Annotated in this window: 19 protein-coding genes; 4 read left to right on the top strand and 15 right to left on the bottom strand. The window is 72.3% G+C overall.

Annotation, left to right across the window (positions count from 1 at the left end):
* Positions 1-855: an NAD-dependent epimerase/dehydratase family protein gene (locus OG758_RS31820; protein ID WP_326713080.1), complete on the bottom strand. Its 855-nt coding sequence runs from the start codon at positions 853-855 to the stop codon at positions 1-3.
* A 127-nt stretch (positions 856-982) separates the two neighbouring features.
* Here OG758_RS31820 and OG758_RS31815 point away from each other — a divergent pair, with 127 nt between their 5' ends.
* Complete coding sequence (locus OG758_RS31815; protein WP_326713079.1) at positions 983-1,822, top strand: helix-turn-helix transcriptional regulator; 840 nt, start codon at positions 983-985, stop codon at positions 1,820-1,822.
* A 50-nt stretch (positions 1,823-1,872) separates the two neighbouring features.
* On the opposite strand, the gene era is transcribed toward OG758_RS31815, so the two are convergent.
* Positions 1,873-2,835, bottom strand: coding sequence for a GTPase Era (gene era / locus OG758_RS31810; RefSeq protein WP_199841793.1), 963 nt, complete (start codon positions 2,833-2,835; stop codon positions 1,873-1,875).
* 167 nt (positions 2,836-3,002) lie between these two features.
* Between era and OG758_RS31805 the strand changes: the two genes are divergently transcribed.
* Together OG758_RS31805 and OG758_RS31800 are read left to right on the top strand one after the other, a co-directional pair.
* Positions 3,003-4,325 (top strand): ammonium transporter, encoded by a 1,323-nt coding sequence (locus OG758_RS31805; protein ID WP_326713078.1) that lies wholly within the window; start codon positions 3,003-3,005, stop codon positions 4,323-4,325.
* Positions 4,322-4,660 carry a P-II family nitrogen regulator gene (locus OG758_RS31800; protein ID WP_326713077.1) on the top strand — a complete coding sequence of 113 codons (339 nt, stop codon included), beginning with the start codon at positions 4,322-4,324 and terminating at the stop codon, positions 4,658-4,660. Before OG758_RS31805 ends, OG758_RS31800 begins: the two co-directional genes overlap by 4 nt.
* Before the next feature lie 25 nt (positions 4,661-4,685).
* On the opposite strand, the gene OG758_RS31795 is transcribed toward OG758_RS31800, so the two are convergent.
* From OG758_RS31795 to OG758_RS31765, 6 genes are all read right to left on the bottom strand, one after another.
* Positions 4,686-5,039, bottom strand: coding sequence for a cytidine deaminase (locus OG758_RS31795; protein ID WP_326713076.1), 354 nt, complete (start codon positions 5,037-5,039; stop codon positions 4,686-4,688).
* 132 nt (positions 5,040-5,171) lie between these two features.
* Positions 5,172-5,525: an MmcQ/YjbR family DNA-binding protein gene (locus tag OG758_RS31785; RefSeq protein WP_266564388.1), complete on the bottom strand. Its 354-nt coding sequence runs from the start codon at positions 5,523-5,525 to the stop codon at positions 5,172-5,174.
* Positions 5,526-5,529: 4 nt separating this feature from the next.
* Positions 5,530-6,813 (bottom strand): hemolysin family protein, encoded by a 1,284-nt coding sequence (locus tag OG758_RS31780; protein ID WP_326713075.1) that lies wholly within the window; start codon positions 6,811-6,813, stop codon positions 5,530-5,532.
* A complete protein-coding gene (gene ybeY / locus OG758_RS31775) occupies positions 6,810-7,307 on the bottom strand; it encodes an rRNA maturation RNase YbeY (protein ID WP_266564384.1) in 498 nt (165 codons plus the stop codon). Before ybeY ends, OG758_RS31780 begins: the two co-directional genes overlap by 4 nt.
* Before the next feature lie 10 nt (positions 7,308-7,317).
* Positions 7,318-8,355, bottom strand: coding sequence for a PhoH family protein (locus OG758_RS31770; RefSeq protein WP_326713074.1), 1,038 nt, complete (start codon positions 8,353-8,355; stop codon positions 7,318-7,320).
* Between the two features lie 118 nt (positions 8,356-8,473).
* Positions 8,474-9,565: a carbohydrate kinase family protein gene (locus tag OG758_RS31765; protein ID WP_326713073.1), complete on the bottom strand. Its 1,092-nt coding sequence runs from the start codon at positions 9,563-9,565 to the stop codon at positions 8,474-8,476.
* A gap of 352 nt (positions 9,566-9,917) precedes the next feature.
* Between OG758_RS31765 and OG758_RS31760 the strand changes: the two genes are divergently transcribed.
* Positions 9,918-11,294, top strand: a complete 1,377-nt coding sequence (locus OG758_RS31760) for an MFS transporter (RefSeq protein WP_326713072.1) — start codon at positions 9,918-9,920, stop codon at positions 11,292-11,294.
* Here OG758_RS31760 and OG758_RS31755 read toward each other — a convergent pair.
* The 7 genes from OG758_RS31755 to OG758_RS31725 all read right to left on the bottom strand — a co-directional run bounded on the left by OG758_RS31755 (position 11,255) and on the right by OG758_RS31725 (position 19,234).
* Positions 11,255-12,259, bottom strand: a complete 1,005-nt coding sequence (locus OG758_RS31755) for an adenosine deaminase (protein WP_326713071.1) — start codon at positions 12,257-12,259, stop codon at positions 11,255-11,257. The genes OG758_RS31760 and OG758_RS31755 overlap by 40 nt on opposite strands.
* Positions 12,260-12,280: 21 nt before the next feature.
* Positions 12,281-13,189, bottom strand: coding sequence for a ribonuclease Z (locus OG758_RS31750; protein WP_326713070.1), 909 nt, complete (start codon positions 13,187-13,189; stop codon positions 12,281-12,283).
* Between the two features lie 20 nt (positions 13,190-13,209).
* Positions 13,210-13,563: a histidine triad nucleotide-binding protein gene (locus OG758_RS31745; protein ID WP_326713069.1), complete on the bottom strand. Its 354-nt coding sequence runs from the start codon at positions 13,561-13,563 to the stop codon at positions 13,210-13,212.
* Between the two features lie 77 nt (positions 13,564-13,640).
* Positions 13,641-16,901 (bottom strand): S41 family peptidase, encoded by a 3,261-nt coding sequence (locus OG758_RS31740; RefSeq protein ID WP_326713068.1) that lies wholly within the window; start codon positions 16,899-16,901, stop codon positions 13,641-13,643.
* A 106-nt stretch (positions 16,902-17,007) separates the two neighbouring features.
* A complete protein-coding gene (locus tag OG758_RS31735) occupies positions 17,008-17,400 on the bottom strand; it encodes a VOC family protein (RefSeq protein ID WP_326713067.1) in 393 nt (130 codons plus the stop codon).
* A 20-nt stretch (positions 17,401-17,420) separates the two neighbouring features.
* A complete protein-coding gene (locus OG758_RS31730; RefSeq protein ID WP_326713066.1) occupies positions 17,421-18,164 on the bottom strand; it encodes a 16S rRNA (uracil(1498)-N(3))-methyltransferase in 744 nt (247 codons plus the stop codon).
* On the bottom strand, positions 18,161-19,234 hold the full coding sequence (locus OG758_RS31725) for a nitronate monooxygenase (RefSeq protein ID WP_326713065.1): 1,074 nt from the start codon (positions 19,232-19,234) through the stop codon (positions 18,161-18,163). Before OG758_RS31725 ends, OG758_RS31730 begins: the two co-directional genes overlap by 4 nt.
* Between the last annotated feature and the right edge of the window lie 58 nt (positions 19,235-19,292).

Here is a 19,292-nt window from a genome sequence, read left to right as displayed (position 1 = left end):
CTACAGCGCGCCGGCGTCCAGCGCCGTCCACACGGACGGGAAGAACGGGCGGAAGCCCAGTTCGCGGCGGATGCGGGCCGTCGACATGACGCCGGCCCAGGGGTCCGGGTCCACCTTGTCGTACGCCTCCGGCGGCACCGGCACGCCGTTCAGCTGGAGCACGTCGACCAAGGTGACCGGGGCGTCGTCCGCGATGTTGTAGACGCCGTGCGCGCCCGGCGCGTACAGCAGCCGTTGCAGCCCCTGGGCGACGTCCGCGTGGTGGCCCATGTGCAGGCGCTGCATGGCGGGCCAGTTCGACGCCAACTGTGTCACGTCGGCCAGGTGCGAATCCCCGTCTCCGTACACGAAGGGCAGCCGGGCGATGCGGAGGTCGTCGAGGCCGTCCATCGCCCGCAGCACGCGCTCCGCCTCCCACTTCGACTCGGGGTAGGCGCCCCACAGGTGGCCGCCCGGCACCGTCTCGTCGTCCTCGACCATCGGCCTGCCGCGCCCGCTGCCGTACACCAGACCCGTGCTGACCTGCACGAACCGCCGCACGCCCGAGGCCACGGAGGCCCGGGCCAGCTCGATGGCGGCGTCCCTGTTGACCGCCCGCGCCTCCTCGTCGGGCACTCCGCGGAAGGCGGCGGCGACGTTCACCACGGCGTCCGCCCCGGCCGTCGCCTTGCCGAGCACGTCCGCGTCCCGCAGGTCGCCGACCACCACGTCCGCGCCCAGTGCGGCGAACCGCTCGCCGCGTGCCGCGTCCCGTACGAGCACCCGCACCTGGTCGCCCGGCGCCGTGTTCTGCAGCAGTCGCGGCACGAACCGCTGCCCGACCTTGCCCGTCGCGCCTGTCACCAGTGTCAGCATGGCCGCCTCCTCGTGTTCGTAGCCATGTCCTGAGCCTGCGCGCTCGGCGGGCCGGGCGGGAGAGACGCGGTTATCCGGGGACTGGCGCTCCCTGGTTACGGGGACGGTTCCGAGCGATCCTGAAGAGGTGAACCGAGCCGAACTCGCCGACTTCCTGCGCCGCTCCCGCGCCCGTCTGGTGCCCTCCGACGTGGGCCTGACCACGGGCCCGCGGCGCCGCACACCGGGGCTGCGCCGCGAGGAGGTGGCGCAGCTCGCCGGGATGTCCACGGACTACTACACGCGCCTGGAGCAGCGCCGAGGCTCCCATCCGTCGCGGCAGATGCTGACGGCGCTGGCCCGTGCGCTGCGGCTCAGCGACGCCGAGCGCGACCACCTGTTCCATCTGGCGGGCGAGGAGCCGCCCCGTCCCGGCCGTTCCTCCGGGCATGTGCGGCCGGGGCTGCTGCTGATTCTGGACCGGCTGCACGATCTGCCGGCGTCGGTGATCAGCGACTGGGGCGAGATGCTCGCCCAGAACACGATGTCGGTGGCCCTGACCGGCGACCACACCGGCAGGAACATGATCCGCGACTGGTTCACGAACCCGGCGACCCGGCCCATGTTCCCGCCCGAGAACCACGAGGCGCACGCCCGCGCCCACGTGGCGAGCCTGCGGAAGGTCGCCGCGGCCCGCCCGGACGACCCGGGCCCGGCCGCCCTCGTGGCCGAACTGCGCGCCGGATCACGGGAGTTCGAGGAGCTGTGGCAGTCCCACGACGTCGTGGTGCGCCGCCCCTCACCGAAGCGCTTCCTGCACCCCGTGGTCGGCGCCCTCGACCTCGACTGCGAGGTACTGCTCAGCGACGGCCACGACCAGCAGCTCGTCGTGCACTCGGCACGACCGGGCACGGAGGCGCACGAACGCCTGGAGCTGCTGAGGGTCGTGGGCCTCCAGGACCTGACCCCGAGCACGTACGAGGGCTAGCGCCTTTCGGACCTGGAAGCCGAGCTTGCGCAGCCGGCGCAGATTCCGCCTCAGAACCCCAGCTTGCGCAACTGCCTCGGGTCGCGCTGCCAGTCCTTCGCGACCTTCACGTGCAGGTCCAGGAAGACGGGGGTGCCGAGGAGTGCCTCGATCTGCTTGCGGGACTTGATGCCCACGTCCTTGAGGCGCTTGCCCTTCGGGCCGATGATGATGCCCTTCTGGCTGGGGCGCTCGATGTAGACGAAGGCGTGGATGTCGAGGAGGGGCCTGTCCGCCGGGCGGTCCTCGCGCGGCAGCATCTCCTCGACGACGACGGCGATGGAGTGCGGCAGCTCGTCACGCACACCCTCCAGCGCGGCCTCGCGGATCAGCTCCGCCACCATGACCTGCTCGGGCTCGTCCGTGAGGTCGCCCTCCGGGTAGAGCGCGGGGCCCTCCGGCAGCAGCGGGACGAGCAGGTCGGCGAGCAGGCCGACCTGCTTGTCGCCGACGGCCGAGACGGGCACGATCTCCGCCCACTCGAAGCCGAGCTCCTTGCCGAGCTGGTCGATGGCGATGAGCTGCTCGGCGAGCTGCTTGCTGTCGACCAGGTCGGTCTTGGTGACGATCGCGACCTTCGGCGTCTTCTTGATGGAGGCGAGCTCCTTGGCGATGAAGCGGTCGCCGGGGCCGAGCTTCTCGTTCGCGGGCAGGCAGAAGCCGATGACGTCGACCTCGGCCCACGTCGTGCGCACGACGTCGTTGAGCCGCTGGCCCAGCAACGTGCGCGGCTTGTGCAGGCCCGGGGTGTCGACCAGGATCAGCTGGGCGTCGGGCCGGTGCACGATGCCGCGCACCGTGTGCCGCGTGGTCTGCGGCTGGTCCGCGGTGATCGCGACCTTCTTGCCGACCAGAGCATTCGTGAGGGTGGACTTGCCCGCGTTGGGGCGGCCGACGAAGCAGGCGAAGCCGGCCCGGTGGGAGGCTTCCCCGGACGGCTCGGATGACTGGGTACGAACGCTCATGGCGCCCATTGTCCCTGATCCATCGCGTCCTGCCGCACCTGCGGGGCAAGCCGGTCCGCCGTGAGGCCCCGGAAACCCCCGCGCAACACGAAACACCGCGGAAACGCACGGGTCAGCGAACGGAAACGCGGGACGGTGAGGCTCGTCGTCCGCCCCCACGCCCGAGGAGACTCCCCGTGCAGACCGAGAACGCGCCGCTGGCCGCCGCCGGCGGCCTCGACACCGGCGACACCGCGTGGCTGCTGGCCGCGACCGCGCTCGTCCTCCTGATGACGCCGGGCCTGGCCCTCTTCTACGGCGGCATGGTCCGTACGAAGAGCGTCCTGAACATGCTGTTGATGTCGTTCGTGTCGATCGCGCTGGTCACCGTCGTCTGGCTGGTCGCCGGCTACTCGCTCGCCTTCGGCGACGACGCGTTCGCGGGCCTCATCGGCGGTCTGGAGCACGCGGGCATGGCGGGCATCGGCCCGCACAGCCTGACCGGCACGGTCCCCACGTTCCTGTTCTCCACCTTCCAGCTCACCTTCGCGTTCCTGACGGCCGCGCTGATCAGCGGCGCGGTCGCGGACCGCACGAAGTTCGCCGCCTGGCTGGTGTTCGTACCGGTGTGGACGCTGCTCGTATACGTTCCCGTGGCGCACTGGGTGTGGGGTCCCGGCGGCTGGATCTCGCAGTCGCTCGGCGGGCTCGACTTCGCGGGCGGCCTCGTCGTGGAGATCGCCTCGGGCGCGTCCGGTCTGGCCCTGTGCCTGGTCCTGGGCCCGCGTCTCGGCTTCAGGAAGGAGGCGATGCGCCCGCACAACCTGCCGATGGTGATGACGGGTGCGGGTCTGCTCTGGTTCGGCTGGCTCGGCTTCAACGGCGGTTCGGCGTTCGCCGCGAACGGCCTGGCGGCCGCGTCCGTCCTCAACACGCTGATCGCGGGCTGCACCGGCCTGCTCGGCTGGCTCTTCGTGGAGCACAAGCGCGACGGTCACCCCACGACGTTCGGCGCGGCGTCCGGCGCCGTCGCCGGCCTGGTCGCGATCACCCCGGCGTGCGGCGTGGTCGGCGTGCTGGGCGCCTGCGTGGTGGGTCTGGTGGCGGGCGTCGTCTGCTCGTACGCCGTCGCGTGGAAGTTCCGCTTCGACTACGACGACTCGCTGGACGTCGTCGGTGTGCACTTCGTCGGCGGTGTCGTCGGCACCCTGCTGATCGGCCTGTTCGCGACGGCCACGATGACCGGCGGCAAGGAGGGCCTGTTCTACGGGGGCGGGTTCGGGCAGCTCGGCAGGCAGGCGGTCGCCGTGGTCACCGTCGCGGCGTACACGTTCCTGGTGACGTACGGACTCGGCAGGGCGATCGACCGGGCGATGGGCTTCCGGGCCTCCGCCGAAGAGGAGCTGACGGGCCTCGACCAGACGGTGCACGCGGAGACCGCCTACGATCACGGCGTCCACGCCGGACACACCGCCCCGCACACCGCCCACTCCGCCCCGCCGAAGGAGCCCTCCGCATGAAGCTCGTGACCGCGATCGTCAAGCCGTTCCGCCTCGACGAGGTGAAGACCGCGCTCCAGGAGCTCGGCGTGCAGGGCCTGACCGTCACGGAGGCGAGCGGGTACGGGCGCCAGCGCGGCCACACCGAGGTCTACCGCGGGGCCGAGTACCGGATCGACCTCGTCCCCAAGATCCGGATCGAGGTCGTCGTCGAGGACGAGGACCTCGAGCCGGTCATCGACGCGATCGTGCGCGCGGCGCAGACCGGGAAGATCGGTGACGGCAAGGTGTGGGCGGTGCCGGTGGAGACCGTCGTCCGCGTACGGACGGGCGAGCGGGGGCCGGACGCGGTGTAGCCGTGCCGGCCCGGGGCCGGCTGTCTCAGCCGGCGGCCACGGCCCCGTGCACCACGCCGTCGGGCCCCGCGAGGAACACCGGCGTACCCGCGCCCCCAAGATCCCGTACCGCCGCCAAGTCCTCCCCGTCGACGTCCGGACCGTCGGAGACGACGGCGGCGGCCTCCAGCGACTGCGCCCCCGAAGCGACGGCCATCGCGACGGCGGTCCGCAGCGCGGAAAGCTTCAGGGAGTCCAGCGAGACGGTCCCCGCCACGTACGTACGCCCCGTCTCGTCCCGCACGGCGGCCCCCTCGGGCACACCGTTGCGGGCGCGGGCGCTGCGCGCCAGCGTGACGATCTTGCGGTCCTCGGCGGTGAGGTCGTTGCTCTCAGTCATGGGGTGAGCATAAGGAACGCCGCGACGCTCACCCGGCAACGGGGTACATGACCCCATGCCGCCCCTCGGGCGTCGCCGGCCGCTTCGGCTTCGCGGCCGTGTCGGCCTCCGGCAGCGGCGTGCGGAGGATGGTCAGCCACGGTCGAGTCTGAGGCGCTCGGCCCTCGGCAGGCCGGCCACCACGAGGTCGTACGAGTCCTCCACGAGCTCGCGGACCATCCTGTCCGGGAGTTCGCCGACGGTCACCGTGTTCCAGTGCCGCTTGTTCATGTGCCAGCCGGGCGCGACCGCGTCGTGCTCGGCGCGCAGGCGCACCGCGTCCTCGGGGTCGCACTTGAGGTTGACGGTGAGGGGCCGCGCGTCCAGGTTCGTCAGGGCGAAGAGCTTGCCCAGGACCTTGAAGACGGACGTGTCGGGGTTGAACGGGAACTCCTCGACGGCCGCGTTGAACGACAGACACAAGGCGCGCAGCTCCTGCGGCGTCACGACGTCACTTCCCCTCTTCGCCCACCGGCTCCACGAGCACGGTCACGATCTTGTTGCGCCGGCCCGCGGCGGCCTCCGCGGTGAGCCGCAGCGCTCGCCCGTCGGGCAGTTCGACGACGGACGAGGCCTCCGCGATCGGCACGCGGCCGAGCGCCTTGGCGAGGAGCCCGCCGACGGTCTCCACGTCCTCGTCGTCGTACTCCTCGATGCCGTACAGCTCGCCGAGGTCGCCGATGTCGAGGCGGGCGGTCACGCGGAAGCTTTCGTCGCCGAGGTCCTGCACGGGCGGGAGTTCACGGTCGTACTCGTCGGTGATCTCGCCGACGATCTCCTCGAGGATGTCCTCGATGGTGACGATGCCCGCGGTGCCGCCGTACTCGTCGATCACGACGGCGACGTGGTTGCGCAGCTGCTGCATCTCGCGCAGGAGGTCGCCCGCGTTCTTCGTGTCGGGCACGAACGTGGCGGGCCGCATCGCGGTCGAGACGAGTTCGCTCTCGGCGTCCCGGCTGATGTGCGTCTTGCGGGCCAGGTCCTTCAGATACACGATGCCGACGACGTCGTCCTCGCTCTCGCCGGTGACCGGGATGCGGGAGAACCCGGACCGCAGTGCCAGCGTGAGCGCCTGCCGGATCGTCTTGTACCGCTCGATGGCGACCAAGTCGGTGCGGGGGACCATGACTTCGCGGACCAGGGTGTCCCCCAGCTCGAAGACGGAGTGCACCATGCGGCGCTCCTCGTCCTCGATGAGGGACTCCTTCTCGGCGAGGTCGACCATGGCGCGCAGCTCCGCCTCGGAGGCGAAGGGCCCGCGCCGGAACCCCTTTCCGGGGGTCAGGGCGTTGCCGATGAGGATGAGCAGCGGCGGGATGGGCCCCATGATCCGGGCCAGCGGCAGCAGCACGTACGCGGCGGCCGTGGCCGTGTTCAGCGGGTGCTGGCGCCCGATGGTGCGGGGCGAGACGCCGACGGCCACGTACGAGACGAGCACCATCACGCCGATGGCGACGGCCAGCGCCTCCCAGGTCGCGTCGAACTCCTGGAGACAGGCGTACGTGACCAGCGAGGCGGCGGCCATCTCGCAGGCGACCCTGACCAGCAGGGCCACGTTCAGATAGCGGGTCGGGTCGGCGGCCACCTGGGCGAGCCGGTCGCTGCCGCGCCGCCCGGACCGGACGGCCTCCTCGGCGCGGAAGCTGGAGGTGCGGGCGATGCCGGCCTCGGCACAGGCCGCCAGCCAGGCGACCACGACGAGGGCGACGGCGCCCGCGACGAGCGAAGGACTCATGACACGGTGGGCGCGGGGGACGGACCGGTCAGGCCCTTGTCACCCCGCCACCCGTCCACGATGGCCGCCTGAAGTCCGAACATCTCGGCCTTCTCGTCGGGCTCCTCGTGGTCGTAACCGAGCAGGTGCAACACCCCGTGCACGGTGAGCAGCTGGAGCTCCTCGTCCATGGAGTGCTGCGTGTCGGCGTCCTCGCCCTGCTTCTTCGCGACCTCCGGGCACAGCACGATGTCGCCGAGCAGGCCCTGCGGGGGCTCCTCGTCGTCCTTCGACGGCGGCCGCAGCTCGTCCATCGGGAACGACATGACATCCGTGGGCCCCGGCAGGTCCATCCACTGCATGTGCAGCTGCTCCATGGCGTCGGCGTCCACGACGATCACCGAGAGCTCGGAGAGCGGGTGGATGCGCATCCGCGCGAGCGCGTAGCGGGCGATGTCGAGGATCGCCTGCTCGTCGACCTCGGTTCCGGACTCGTTGTTGACGTCGATCGACATGCGGTGCTTGCTACTTCCCTCTGCCGCGGCCCTGGTGCGAGCCGTTCTCGGTGCCCTGCTGGCTGTCGTACTTCTCGTACGCGTCGACGATACGGCCGACGAGCTTGTGCCGGACGACATCCTGGGACGTGAGCCGCGAGAAGTGGACGTCGTCGAGACCCTCCAGGATGTCCTGGACCTGCCGCAGGCCGCTCTTCGTGCCGCTCGGCAGGTCGACCTGCGTCACGTCACCCGTGACCACGATCTTCGAGTCGAAGCCGAGCCGGGTGAGGAACATCTTCATCTGCTCGGCGCTCGTGTTCTGCGCCTCGTCCAGGATGATGAAGGCGTCGTTCAGCGTGCGGCCTCGCATGTAGGCCAGCGGCGCCACCTCGATGGTGCCCGCGGCCATCAGACGGGGGATGGAGTCGGGGTCGAGCATGTCGTGCAGCGCGTCGTACAGGGGGCGCAGATAGGGGTCGATCTTCTCGTAGAGCGTGCCCGGCAGGAATCCGAGCCGCTCCCCCGCCTCCACGGCCGGCCGCGTCAGGATGATGCGGTTGACCTGCTTGGACTGGAGGGCCTGCACGGCCTTGGCCATGGCGAGATAGGTCTTGCCCGTACCGGCGGGGCCGATCCCGAAGACGACGGTGTGCTTGTCGATGGCGTCGACGTAGCGCTTCTGGTTGAGGGTCTTCGGACGGATGGTCCGGCCCCGGGACGAGAGAATGTTCTGAGTGAGAACCTCGGCCGGGGTCTCCTGGCCGTCACCCTCCCCGTTCTCGCTCGCCTTGAGCATGGCGATCGAGCGTTCCACTGCGTCCTCCGTCATCGGCTGTCCGGTGCGGAGCACCAGCATCATCTCGTCGAACACGCGCTGGATGAGGGCGACTTCCTTCGCGTCGCCCGCAGCGCTGATCTCATTGCCCCGGACATGGATGTCGGCCGCCGGGAAGGCCTTCTCGATCACGCGAAGGAGCGCGTCGCCGGATCCGAGGACGGTCACCATGGGGTGGTTCGCCGGGACCGTGAAATGCGCTCGCGCCTGAGCGGTGGGTGTCTGAGTCATGGGCCGGCACTGAAGGCCTGCTCATCCTCCTCGTGCGGGGGCTCGCGCCGCGTCGACAGCCTTGCACTGCCCAGGGTACGACGGTGCACCGACAACGCCGTAGGCCTTTTCCGCGGGCCTAGGCGGACCGTCCGAAGCCGATGGTCGGCACCGCACGCCGCAGGGGCCACGGCCGGCTCACCTCGGGCAGCAGCGCCTCCAGGAAGGCGTACCGGCGCAGGGCCGCGGGCTCCTGGTCGTCGTAGGCCTGCACATGACGCCACCAGGCAGCTATTTCCGACCAGCCGGGAGCGGACAGTGATCCGCCGAACTCCTGCACGGACAGGGCGGCGGTCAGTCCGGCGAAGGCGAGCCGGTCGGCCAGCGGCCACCCCGCGAGGGTCCCGGTCACGAACCCGGCGACGAACACGTCACCGGCCCCGGTGGGGTCGAGGGCGGCGACCTCGATGGCGGGCACGGAGGCGGTCTCCCCGCTCCGGGCATCCACGGCGTAGGCGCCCTCGGCACCCAGGGTGACCACGGCCAGCGGCACGTGTTCGGCCAGGGCGTGCGCGGCGGCCCGGGGGCAGGACGTACGGGTGTAGCGCATGGCTTCCTCGGCGTTCGGCAGGAAGGCCTCGCAGCGCGACAGGTCGTCGAGGGAGCTCAGGTCCCAGCTGCCCGTGTCGTCCCATCCCACGTCACCGAAGATCCGCGTCCCGCGGCCCGCGGCCGTGGCGATCCAGGGTTCGCTCACCCCGGGGGCCAGCGACGCGACGGCGGCCCGAGCCTGCGGCGGGCACTCGGGGGCGGGCTCCTCCGGCGGCGGCTCGTGACCGTGGCTGACCATGGTCCGCTCGCCCTCGTACGCCATGGAGACGGTGACGGGCGAATGCCAGCCGGCGACGGTCCGCGACGACGTCAGGTCGATGCCCTCGCCCTGCTCCAGGCTGTCCCAGCAGTACTCGCCGTAGTGGTCGTCCCCGAAGGCGGCGGCCAGCGACGTCCGCAGCCCGAGCCGCGCGAGGGCGGTGGCCATGTTGGCGACGCCACCGGGGCTGGACCCCATGCCGCGCGCCCAGGACTCGGTCCCCCGCACGGGGGCGCTGTCCAGCCCCGTGAAGATGATGTCGAGGAAGACGGTCCCCGTCAGATAGACGTCGCAGGGCGGATCGGCGGGGGTGCGCAGCCGAGCGAGCGGATCCACATGCGCCGGGTCGTTGGAGTTCACGGTGGGCTCCCCAGAGTGGTGAGGGTCCGCACAGTGTGCCTGATACCCCCCGGACAACGCGCGTAGCACGGCGTACGGAACGGGAGCCGGTGCCCCCGGAACGGCGCCGCAGCCAGAGCCCCGGCACCCCGGAAAAACAGGCTCGCCTACCCCTACTCCTACCCCCCAAACAGAACGTGGCCCAGATCACACCGGCCCGGCTGTTTTCACCCTCCCCGCGCTTGATACAAATTGGCCGCGCCCCCTCGTATCGCGAGCCCCCGGCGCACCCCCCAAATCCCCTTGCCTGTTCAGGCATCCCCGTAATTCCGCACGCCCTGATCCCCGTACACCGCCACGCCTTGGAACGCCCGTGTCCCGCCGCACTCCCCGGCCCCTTGTCGCTCTCTTCACGGCCGGTTATCTGGCCCCGTATCTGCTGCCCACCGTCGTGGGCCGCCTCGGCGACAGCCTCCATCTCCCCCCGGCGCAGGCGGGCCTCATCGGCAGTGCGCTGCTGATGAGTTCGGCCGCGGCGGGCTTCACCTTCGCCGGCCGTGTGGACCGCATGGGCCCCCGCACCCTCGCGAGAGCGGGCCTGCTGCTCGCGGCGCTGGGATACAGCGCGGCCGCGGCGACGTCCTTCGTACCGCTGGTGGTCATCGGCGCGATGGCCGGAGGCTTCGGCTCGGGCACGGCGACGACGGTCGCCGCGACGGGAATCGCAGGGCAGCGCGACCCGCACCGGGCGTCGACGCTGGGCCTGCTCAGCGTCTCGGCGCTGGCAGGCGCGCTGTATCTGACGATGCCTCATCTGGGCACCGGTCACGCGCTGCCGTTCGCGGCGATCGCGCTGACGGCGCTGGCGACGTGGCCGGCGACCTCCGGTCTGGAGAGCGGCACCGCCCAACTCGCCACCCCGGCCGGGCAGCCCAGGCCCGCCGGCCCTCTCCCCTTCCGCCGCTCGGGTCTGGTCCTTGCCGCGGCGATGCTCTGCTGGTCGATGGCGCAGAACTCCCTGTGGGGCGTCAGCAGCCGCATCGGCACGGACCAGGCGGGCCTGACGGAGATCACCGTCGGGGCGGTCTTCGCGGTGGCGCTCGGCACGGCGCTCGTGGGCGTGCTCGGCGCGGGGGCGCTCGGGTCCCGGCTCGGCCGCGCCGCCCCGATCGGCGCGGGCACGGCACTGATCGCGTGCTGCATCGTGGTGAGCGCCCGCGCGGACGACCTCACGTCGTTCGCGACCGGTGAGATCGCGTGGAACACGCTGTACCCGGTCGTCCTGTCGTATCTGATCGGCCTGGCCGCGTCCCTGGACCCGCGTGGCCGCTGGGCGGTCCTCGTCGGCTCGGCGGCGTCGCTCGGCACGGCCTGCGGGCCGCTCACCGGCAGCGTCCTCTCGCAGACGGCGGGCTACCCGGCGATGGGCACGACGCTCGCCGTGGCGCTGCTCGTCCTCGCGCTGCCGCTCACGGCGGTGGCGCTGCACACGGGCGGCAGCCCGCTGCTGCGGCCAGGCACGGTCCGCAGGAGGGGCGGCGCACCCGCCGCCCTGGTGGCCGGTGTGACGGGCGCCCCGGCGGGCGCGGTCCCGCAGATGGGCGCGCCGGAGCAGCCGGTCGTGGAGATCACGGTGAGCACGCCCCAACCGGCCCCGACGCAGGAGGAGTTCTCCACGGCGGGACCGCGGGGCGGTTCGGCGGGGCTCGGTCAGTCGTCGAACGCGAACGCGTCGACCTCGGCGAGGTAGCGCGAGCGCAGCTCCTCGTCGTCGTCGAGGAACGACGCGACGAACGAGTTGCGGGCGAGCTCGCGCAGCCGCTCGTGGTCGAGCGCGAGCGCCTCGTGGACCGCGTGGAAGGTGTCTCCGACGTACCCGCCGAAGTAGGACGGGTCGTCGGAGTTCACCGTGCAGAGCAGACCGGCGTCCATCATCCGCGGCAGCGGGTGGTCCTCCAGTACGTCGACGGCGCGCAGCCGCACGTTCGACAGCGGACACAGCGTCAGGGGCACCCGGTCCCGCACGAGCCGCTCGACGAGCGCCGGGTCCTCGACGCAGCGGAGCCCGTGGTCGATGCGCTCGACGCCGAGCACGTCGAGCGCCTCCCATACGTACGAGGGGTCGCCCTCCTCGCCCGCGTGGGCGACCTTGCGCAGGCCGAGCGCGCCCGCGGCCTCGTACACCTCGCGGAACTTGGAGGCGGGGTTGCCGACCTCGGCGGAGTCGAGACCGACACCCACGATCCGGTCGAGGTAGGGCTTCGCGGACTCCAGGGTCTGCATCGCCGACTCGGCGGACTGGTCGCGCAGGAAGCACATGATGAGCCGGGTGGAGACGCCGTGGCGCTCCACGCTCTTCGACAGGGCGGCGCTCAGGCCCTCGACGACGGTCCCGATCGGCACGCCGCGGGCGGTGTGGGCCTGCGGGTCGAAGAAGATCTCGGCGTGCCGCACGCCCTGCTCGGCGGCGCGCGCGAGATAGGCGTCGGCGAGCTGCTCGAAGTCCTCCTCGGTCCGCAGGACTGCCATCAGGCCGTAGTACAGGTCGAGGAAGGACTGCAGGTCTTCGAAGAGGTAGGCCTTGCGGAGGGCCTCGGTGTCGGCGAACGGCAGGTCGACGCCGTTGCGGGCCGCGAGCTCGAAGGCGAGCTCGGGTTCGAGCGTGCCTTCGATGTGCAGGTGGAGTTCGGCTTTGGGGAGCGAGGCGAGGGACATCAGAGCATGGTACGCCCGGTATTAGATACGTTTGGGCACCTGGACCCGGTCCAGGTCGCGTGCCACCGTCAGCTCTCCGGTGAAGCCGACGGCGCGGGCCTGGCGCTCGAACTCCTCGGGGTCGGAGTAGCGCTGACTGAAGTGCGTGAGCACGAGATGCCGCACCCCGCCCTCGGCCGCGACGCGCGCGGCCTGTCCGGCGGTCAAGTGGCCGTGGTCGGCCGCCAGTTGGTGGTCACCATCGAGGAAGGTCGACTCGATGACGAGCATGTCGCACCCCTCGGCGAGCTCGCTCACCCCGTCGCAGAGCCGGGTGTCCATGACGAACGCGAACCGCTGCCCGCGCCGCACCTCGCTCACGTCGTCGAGGGTGACGCCGCGCAGGGACCCGTCGCGCTGAAGGATCCCCACGTCGGGCCCGGAGATGCCGTGTTCGGCGAGCAGTCCGGGCAGCATGCGGCGCCCGTCGGGCTCCACGAGGCGGTAGCCGTAGGACTCGACGGGATGGGAGAGGCGGCGCGCGTCCAGCGTGTACGACGGCGTCTCGGCGAGGACGCCGCCCACGCCGCCCACCGGCTCCTCGGCGAGCGCGACGCTCTCGCGGTACGCGGTGGCGTACCGCAGCCGGTCGAAGAAACGCTGCCCGGAGCGCGGGTAGTGCGCGGTGACGGGATGCGGCACCCGGTCCAGGTTGATGCGCTGGATGACCCCGGCGAGGCCGAGGGAGTGGTCGCCGTGGAAGTGGGTCACGCACAGCCGGTTGAGGTCGTGCGCGGCGACGCCGGCCCGCAGCATCTGGCGCTGCGTGCCCTCGCCGGGATCGAAGAGGATGCCCTCCCCGTCCCAGCGCAGCAGGTAGCCGTTGTGGTTGCGGTGCCTCGTCGGCACCTGGCTCGCGGTACCGAGCACCACCAATTCCCGTACGGACACGGTGCGTTACCCGGCGCCCGCTAGCCGGGGGGCCACTGGAGGCCGCGGCCCCCGAGGACATGGGCGTGGGCGTGGAAGACGGTCTGGCCCGCGCCGCTGCCGGTGTTGAACACGACGCGGTAGCTGTCGAGCTTCTCCCCGGCGGCGACCTCGGCCGTCTCCCGCAGCATGTCGGCGGCGATCTGCGGCTCGGCGGCGGCGAGGGTCGCGGCGTCGCGGTGGTGGACGCGCGGGATGACGAGGACATGGGTCGGCGCCTGCGGGTTGATGTCCCGGAAGGCGACGGTGGTCTCGGTCTCCCGTACCAGCGTGGCCGGGACCTCCCCCGCGACGATCTTGCAGAACAGGCAGTCGGCCTGCGGCTCTCCGGCCACGATCACGTCTCCTCACACCGTCCGGTCAATACGCCGGGAATGCTATCCGGCCCGCCGCCACCCGCGACGCCTGCCTCCTACGACAGGCCCTGCGCCCGCCCGCGCGGCTCCGGGAGTTCGGGTGCCGTCCGCGCCGGGCTCTCGGCGAGCGCCGCGAGGGCGATGCGCACGGCCTCGTCGAGCTGCGGGTCGCGCCCGGCCGCGTGGTCCTGCGGGGCCGCGACCACCTCGACATCGGGGTCGACGCCGTGGTTCTCCAGCCCCCACTCGTAGCCGTCCAGCCAGGTCGCGTACTTCGGCTGGGTCACCAACGTGCCGTCGACGAGCCGGTAGCGGCTGTCGATGCCGATGACGCCGCCCCAGGTGCGTACACCGACCACGGGCCCGATCCCGAGCGCCTTGATCGCCGCGTTGACGATGTCGCCGTCGGAGCCGGAGAACTCGTTGGCGACGGCCACCACGGGGCCGCGGGGCGCGTCCATCGGGTAGCTGAAGGGGCGGGAGCCGCGCGGCAGGTCCCAGCCGACGACCCGGCGGGCCAGCTTCTCGACGACGAGCTGCGAGGTGTGTCCGCCGCGGTTCTCGCGCACGTCGACGACGAGTCCGTCACGCGCCACCTCGACCCGCAGGTCGCGGTGGATCTGGGCCCAGCCGGGGGCCTGCATGTCGGGCACGTGGAGATAGCCGAGGCGGCCGCCCGACTGCTCGTGGACGTGGGCGCGGCGGTCGACGACCCAGGCGTGGTAGCGCAGCGGCTCCTCGTCGGCGACGGGGACGACGACCGCGTGGCGCGGGTCGCCGCCGCCGGCCGGGGAGACGGTCAGCTCGACGGGCTTGCCCGCCGTCCCGACGAGGAGCGGTCCCGGACCGGTGACGGGGTCGACGGGTCGTCCGGCCACCGCGATGATCGCGTCACCCGCGCGCACGGCCACCCCGGGCGCGGCGAGCGGTGCGCGGGCGAGCGGGTCGGACGTCTCGGTGGGCAGGACGCGGTCGATGCGCCAACTTCCGTCCTCGTGGCGGGAGATGTCCGCGCCGAGGAGGCCCTGCCGCCGGTCGCCGCCGCTCCAGCCGCCGCTCGGTGTGACGTAGGCGTGGGAGGTGCCGAGTTCGCCCTGGACCTCCCACAGGAGGTCGACGAGGTCGTCGTGGGTGGCGACGCGGTCGAGGACGGGCCGGTAGCGCTCCAGGACGCCGTCCCAGTCGACGCCGTCCATGTCCGCGCGCCAGAAGTTGTCCCGCATGAGGCGGCCCGCCTCGTCGTACATCTGCCGCCACTCGGCGACAGGGTCGACGTCCTGGCGGACCCGGCTCAGGTCGACGGTGATGTTGGTGTCGCTGTCGTCGTCGGAGGAGGCGCGCCGGTCGCTCGGCACGACCTTCAGCTTGCCGTCGGTCCACAGCAGGACGCGCTTGCCGTCGCCGCTGACGGCCAGGTGGTCGGCGTCGGAGGCGAGGTGCTCGATGCGCTGCTGGGCGAGGTCGTAGCGTTCGAGCTCGCTCTTGGGGTCGGGGTCGTCGGGGGTGGCCCGGGACGCGCCGAGTACGCCCTGGAGCGGGTGCCGCAGCCACAGGACGCCGTCCTTGGCCGCCCGCAGGGTCGTGTAGCGGGCGGCCTCGACGGGGAACGCGACGATGCGGTCGGCGAGCCCTTCGAGGTCGATACGGGTGGTGGGGGTGCCTTCGCTGTCGGGGGTCTCGGCGGCGGGGCTGTCCGGGGTGTCGAAGGGGCGGCCGTGGCGCTGCGGGCCGAACGGGGACGGCGTCGCCGCGGCGAGCGTGATCAGGTGGGGCCGCGAGCCCCCGACGAACGCGAGGTCGAAGACGTGCTCGTCGTAGACCGGGTCGAAGGAGCGCGCGGAGAGGAACGCGAGGTGTTTGCCGTCGAGGGTGAACGCGGGCGCGTAGTCCCGGAACCGCAGCGGCGTCGCCTCCGTCACCGACAGGTCGGCGGTGTTGGCGAGCTTGAGGTGGCGCAGGGGCGAGGGGCCGGGGTGCGACCAGGCGAGCCACGCCGAGTCCGGCGAGAAGACGAGACCCGTCACGTCGCCGTCCTCGCTGCGGTCGACCTCCCTGACCTCGCCGCTCTCGCGCTCGACGAGCAGCACGCGCCCGTCGTGCGAGGCGACGGCGGCCCGGCTGCCGTCGGGCGCCATCGCGAGGTTCAGTACGCGGCCGAGCTGCCCGGCGGCGAGCCTGCGCGGGGTGGCGCCGGGCGCGATGCCGGTGGCGGGCGCGAACTCCAGGGCGTCGTCGCCCTCGGCGTCCGTCACCCACACCACGTGTTCCTCGCCCTCGACGCGGAAGGTCCGCGGGAGGCGGGCTCGTACGCCGGATCGGGCGGCCAGCGCGCGGGCGGGCCCGGAGCGGTGGGTGACCCAGTGGACCGCGCCGCGCACCGCGACGGCGCTGCCGCGCGCGGTGTGGTCGGGTGCCGCCGCGCCGAACCAGCGGGCGGCGCTGACGGGGTGGGGCTGGAGGTCGACGCGCTGCCCGCCGAGGCGGACGTCCAGGCGGCGCGGCGCGGCGTCCTCCGCGCCCGGCGCGCTGTCGAGGTCGTCCACGATCCACAGTTCACCGGCCGACGCGTACACGACGCGTGTGCCGTCGCTCGACGCGTGCCGGGCGTAGAAGCCGTCGAGCGGCGTGTGCCGGCGCAGTGAACTGCCGTCCGCGAGAGACGAGTACAGGGCGCCGACGCCTTCGTGGTCGGACAGGAAGGCGACCCGGTCTCCCACCCACATCGGGTACTCGATGTTCCCGTCGAGCTCCTCGTGGAGGCGGACGAACTCGCCGTCGCCCGCCCGGTCGATCCACAGCTTCCCCGCGGTGCCGCCCCGGTAGCGCTTCCACCAGGCGGCCTCGCGGCCCATCGGCGCGGACAGCAGGACGACCTGCCCGCCGGGCCCGGTCACGACGTCGCCCACGGGCCCGTAGGGGAGCGTGGTGGCGGGTCCGCCGTCGAGGGGTACGGCCCTCGCCCAGCTGCGGCGCAGGGACGCCTGGCCCTGGGTACTGAGCGCGAGGACCTGCCCGTCGGGGGTCCAGCCACGCACCGTCGTCCTCGAACTGCCCCAGTACGTAAGGCGTTTCGAGGGTCCGCCGTCGACCGGGGCGATGTGCACCTCGGGAGCGCCGTCGCGGGTGGACGTCCAGGCGACGGTGGTGCCGTCGGGCGAGATCCGGGGGTGGCTGACGGGAACGTTGTCGGCGCTGACGCGCCAGGCGCGCCCGCCGTCGAGAGGGGCGACCCAGACGTCGTCCTCGGCGGTGAAGGCGGCCAACTCGCCGTGCAGATGCGGGAACCGGAGATATCCAGAGTGCGCTGTCCGTGTCACCCGATCACCCTAGGCACGCGCACGGTGCCCGGTCAGGGCTTTCGTCACTTGCCCGCGGCGATACGGCTTGTTCCGGCGCCCTGCGGGACCGAAGATCGCTGCGTGCTCAGCCGCCCATCAGCAGCCATTCCTGGAGCTCCACGATGTTGCCCTCGGGGTCCTTGAGGTGTGCGACCCGCATCCGGTCGGTCATCGGCGCGGGCCCGTGGAGGATCTCGGCGCCGCGCGCGACGATCTGCTCGCAGTACTCGTCCAGGTCGTCGACCCGCAGCACGACGAGGGAGCGGTACCCGTCCGGGGCGCCACTCAGATCGCCGATGACCTGCGCCATCAACGCCCGGTCCTCGAGCGCGATGCCCGCGGAGCCCGCCGCGGGGCTGAACTTCTCGTACGGGCCGTCCTGAGCGCCCGACTGCGGCTTGAGACCGAGCACGTCCGCGTAGAAGCGGTAACAGGCACGGAAGTCGGTGACGAGGAGTCTGACCTGGGCGAGTTCCACGCGTTCCCCTCGGGGGTTGATCAGGACCAGCGGCCGGTACGGCCGAGGAGCAGCGCCGTCGCGGCGGTCCCCGCGGTCGACGTACGCAGAACGCTACGCCCGAGCCGGTACGGACGCGCGCCCGCCTCGGCGAACGCGGCGAGCTCGTCGGGCGAGACGCCGCCCTCCGGGCCGACCACGAGGACGATGTCCCCGGCCGTGGGGAGCTCGGCGGTGGCGAGGGCGCCGCTGTCGCAGTCACGGTCCTCGTGCAGGACGGCCGCGAAGTCCGCCCCGGCGAGAAGCGCCGCCACCTGCTTGGTCGTCGCGGCGTCGGCGACGTCCGGGAAGCTCACCCGGCGGGACTGCTTGCCCGCCTCGCGCGCGGTGGCCCGCCACTTGCCGAGCGCCTTGGCGCCGCGGTCGCCCTTCCACTGCGTGATGCAGCGGGCGGCCTGCCACGGCACGATCGCGTCGACACCGGTCTCCGTCATGGTCTCGACGGCGAGTTCGCCCCGGTCGCCCTTGGGCAGGGCCTGGACGACGGTGATCCTGGGCGCCTGCGCGGGCTCCTCCTGGACGGGGCCCGCCGTGACGACGAGACGGTCCTTGCCCTCGGCGGCTTCCACGACCGCCTCGGTCCAGCGCCCGCGCCCGTCGGTCAGGACGACGTCCTCACCGGCCCGGAGCCGCTTCACGGATACCGCGTGCCGCCCCTCGGCCCCGTCGAGCACGAACGTTTTGGCGGACGGCACCTCGTCGACGACGAACACCGGCGCCGTCATGCGGCACCCCGCGTACCCAACGCGTCCTTCGCCTCGGCGAGTTCGGCCGCGAGCACCTCGACGAGCTGTCCGGCGGGCAGCTCACGGGCGAGCCGGTGACCCTGCCCCGCCCACAGCGCCATCCCCTGCGGGTCCCCGGCCTTGGCGGCGGCCTTGCGCAGCGTCGACGTCATGTGGTGGATCTGGGGGTAGGCGGCGGGCGCGTACGGGCCGTGCTCGCGCATGAACCGGTTCACGAGGCCGCGCGCCGGGCGCCCGGAGAACGCCCGGGTCAACTCGGTCCGCACGAACAGCGGGTTGGTCATGGCCTGCTTGTGCAGCAGGTTGGCGCCGGACTCGGGGCAGACCAGGAAGGCCGTGCCGAACTGTCCGGCGTCGGCGCCCGCGGTGAGCACGGCGGCGAGCTGCCCGCCGCGCATGAGGCCGCCGGTGGCGATGATCGGGATCTGCACGGTCTCACGGACCTGGGCGATCAGCGCGATGAGCCCGATGCCGGAGCCGTCTGCCTCCGGGTTGTCCCGGTGGGTGCCCTGGTGGCCGCCCGCCTCGATGCCCTGGACGCACACCGCGTCGGCGCCGACCCGCTGGGCGGCCTGCGCCTCCTCCGGGGTGGTCACGGTGACGGCGGTGAGGGTGCCGACACGGGCGAGGGAGTCGAGGACGTCGCGGCTCGGGCAGCCGAACGTGAAGGTGACGACCGGTACCGGGTCGTCGAGGAGGATCGCGAGTTTCGCGTCGAAGCCGTCGTCGCGGCCGCCGTCCGGATCGCCGAGCTGCGTCTCGTACCAGGCGGCCTCACCGGCGAGCTGGCTGGCGTAGACGGCGACGGCCGCGGGGTCCGCGTACTCGGGCTGCGGCATGAAGAGGTTCACGCCGAACGGCTGGTTGGTCAGCCCCCGTACCTGCTTGATCTCCTGGTACATCCCGTCGGCGGTTTTGTACCCGGCGGCGAGGAATCCGAGCCCGCCGGCCTCCGACACGGCGGCGGCGAGCTGCGGACAGGAGGCACCGCCCGCCATGGGTGCCTGCACGATCGGATAGTGACAGAGATCGGTCAGCGTGGGGGACATGACCGCATCGTGCCACGTCCCCCGCATCGGACCGAATCGGCCCTTCCGCGTGGCATGT

The sequence above is a fragment of the Streptomyces sp. NBC_01474 genome (assembly GCF_035918215.1).
Taxonomy (GTDB): Bacteria; Actinomycetota; Actinomycetes; order Streptomycetales; family Streptomycetaceae; genus Streptomyces; species Streptomyces aureus.
The sequence above is the reverse complement of the archived record's forward strand: the minus strand, read 5'-3'. Positions and strand labels throughout refer to the sequence as shown.

Excerpts from the sequence above, each read along its gene's own strand:
- OG758_RS31820 (WP_326713080.1), bottom strand. The coding sequence starts at position 855 with ATGCTGACACTGGTGACAGGCGCGACGGGCAAGGTCGGGCAGCGGTTC.
- era (WP_199841793.1), bottom strand. The coding sequence starts at position 2,835 with ATGGGCGCCATGAGCGTTCGTACCCAGTCATCCGAGCCGTCCGGGGAA.
- OG758_RS31800 (WP_326713077.1), top strand. The coding sequence starts at position 4,322 with ATGAAGCTCGTGACCGCGATCGTCAAGCCGTTCCGCCTCGACGAGGTG.
- OG758_RS31795 (WP_326713076.1), bottom strand. The coding sequence starts at position 5,039 with ATGACTGAGAGCAACGACCTCACCGCCGAGGACCGCAAGATCGTCACG.
- OG758_RS31780 (WP_326713075.1), bottom strand. The coding sequence starts at position 6,813 with ATGAGTCCTTCGCTCGTCGCGGGCGCCGTCGCCCTCGTCGTGGTCGCC.
- ybeY (WP_266564384.1), bottom strand. The coding sequence starts at position 7,307 with ATGTCGATCGACGTCAACAACGAGTCCGGAACCGAGGTCGACGAGCAG.
- OG758_RS31770 (WP_326713074.1), bottom strand. The coding sequence starts at position 8,355 with ATGACTCAGACACCCACCGCTCAGGCGCGAGCGCATTTCACGGTCCCG.
- OG758_RS31755 (WP_326713071.1), bottom strand. The coding sequence starts at position 12,259 with ATGTCCCTCGCCTCGCTCCCCAAAGCCGAACTCCACCTGCACATCGAA.
- OG758_RS31730 (WP_326713066.1), bottom strand. The coding sequence starts at position 18,164 with ATGACGGCGCCGGTGTTCGTCGTCGACGAGGTGCCGTCCGCCAAAACG.
- OG758_RS31725 (WP_326713065.1), bottom strand. The coding sequence starts at position 19,234 with ATGTCCCCCACGCTGACCGATCTCTGTCACTATCCGATCGTGCAGGCA.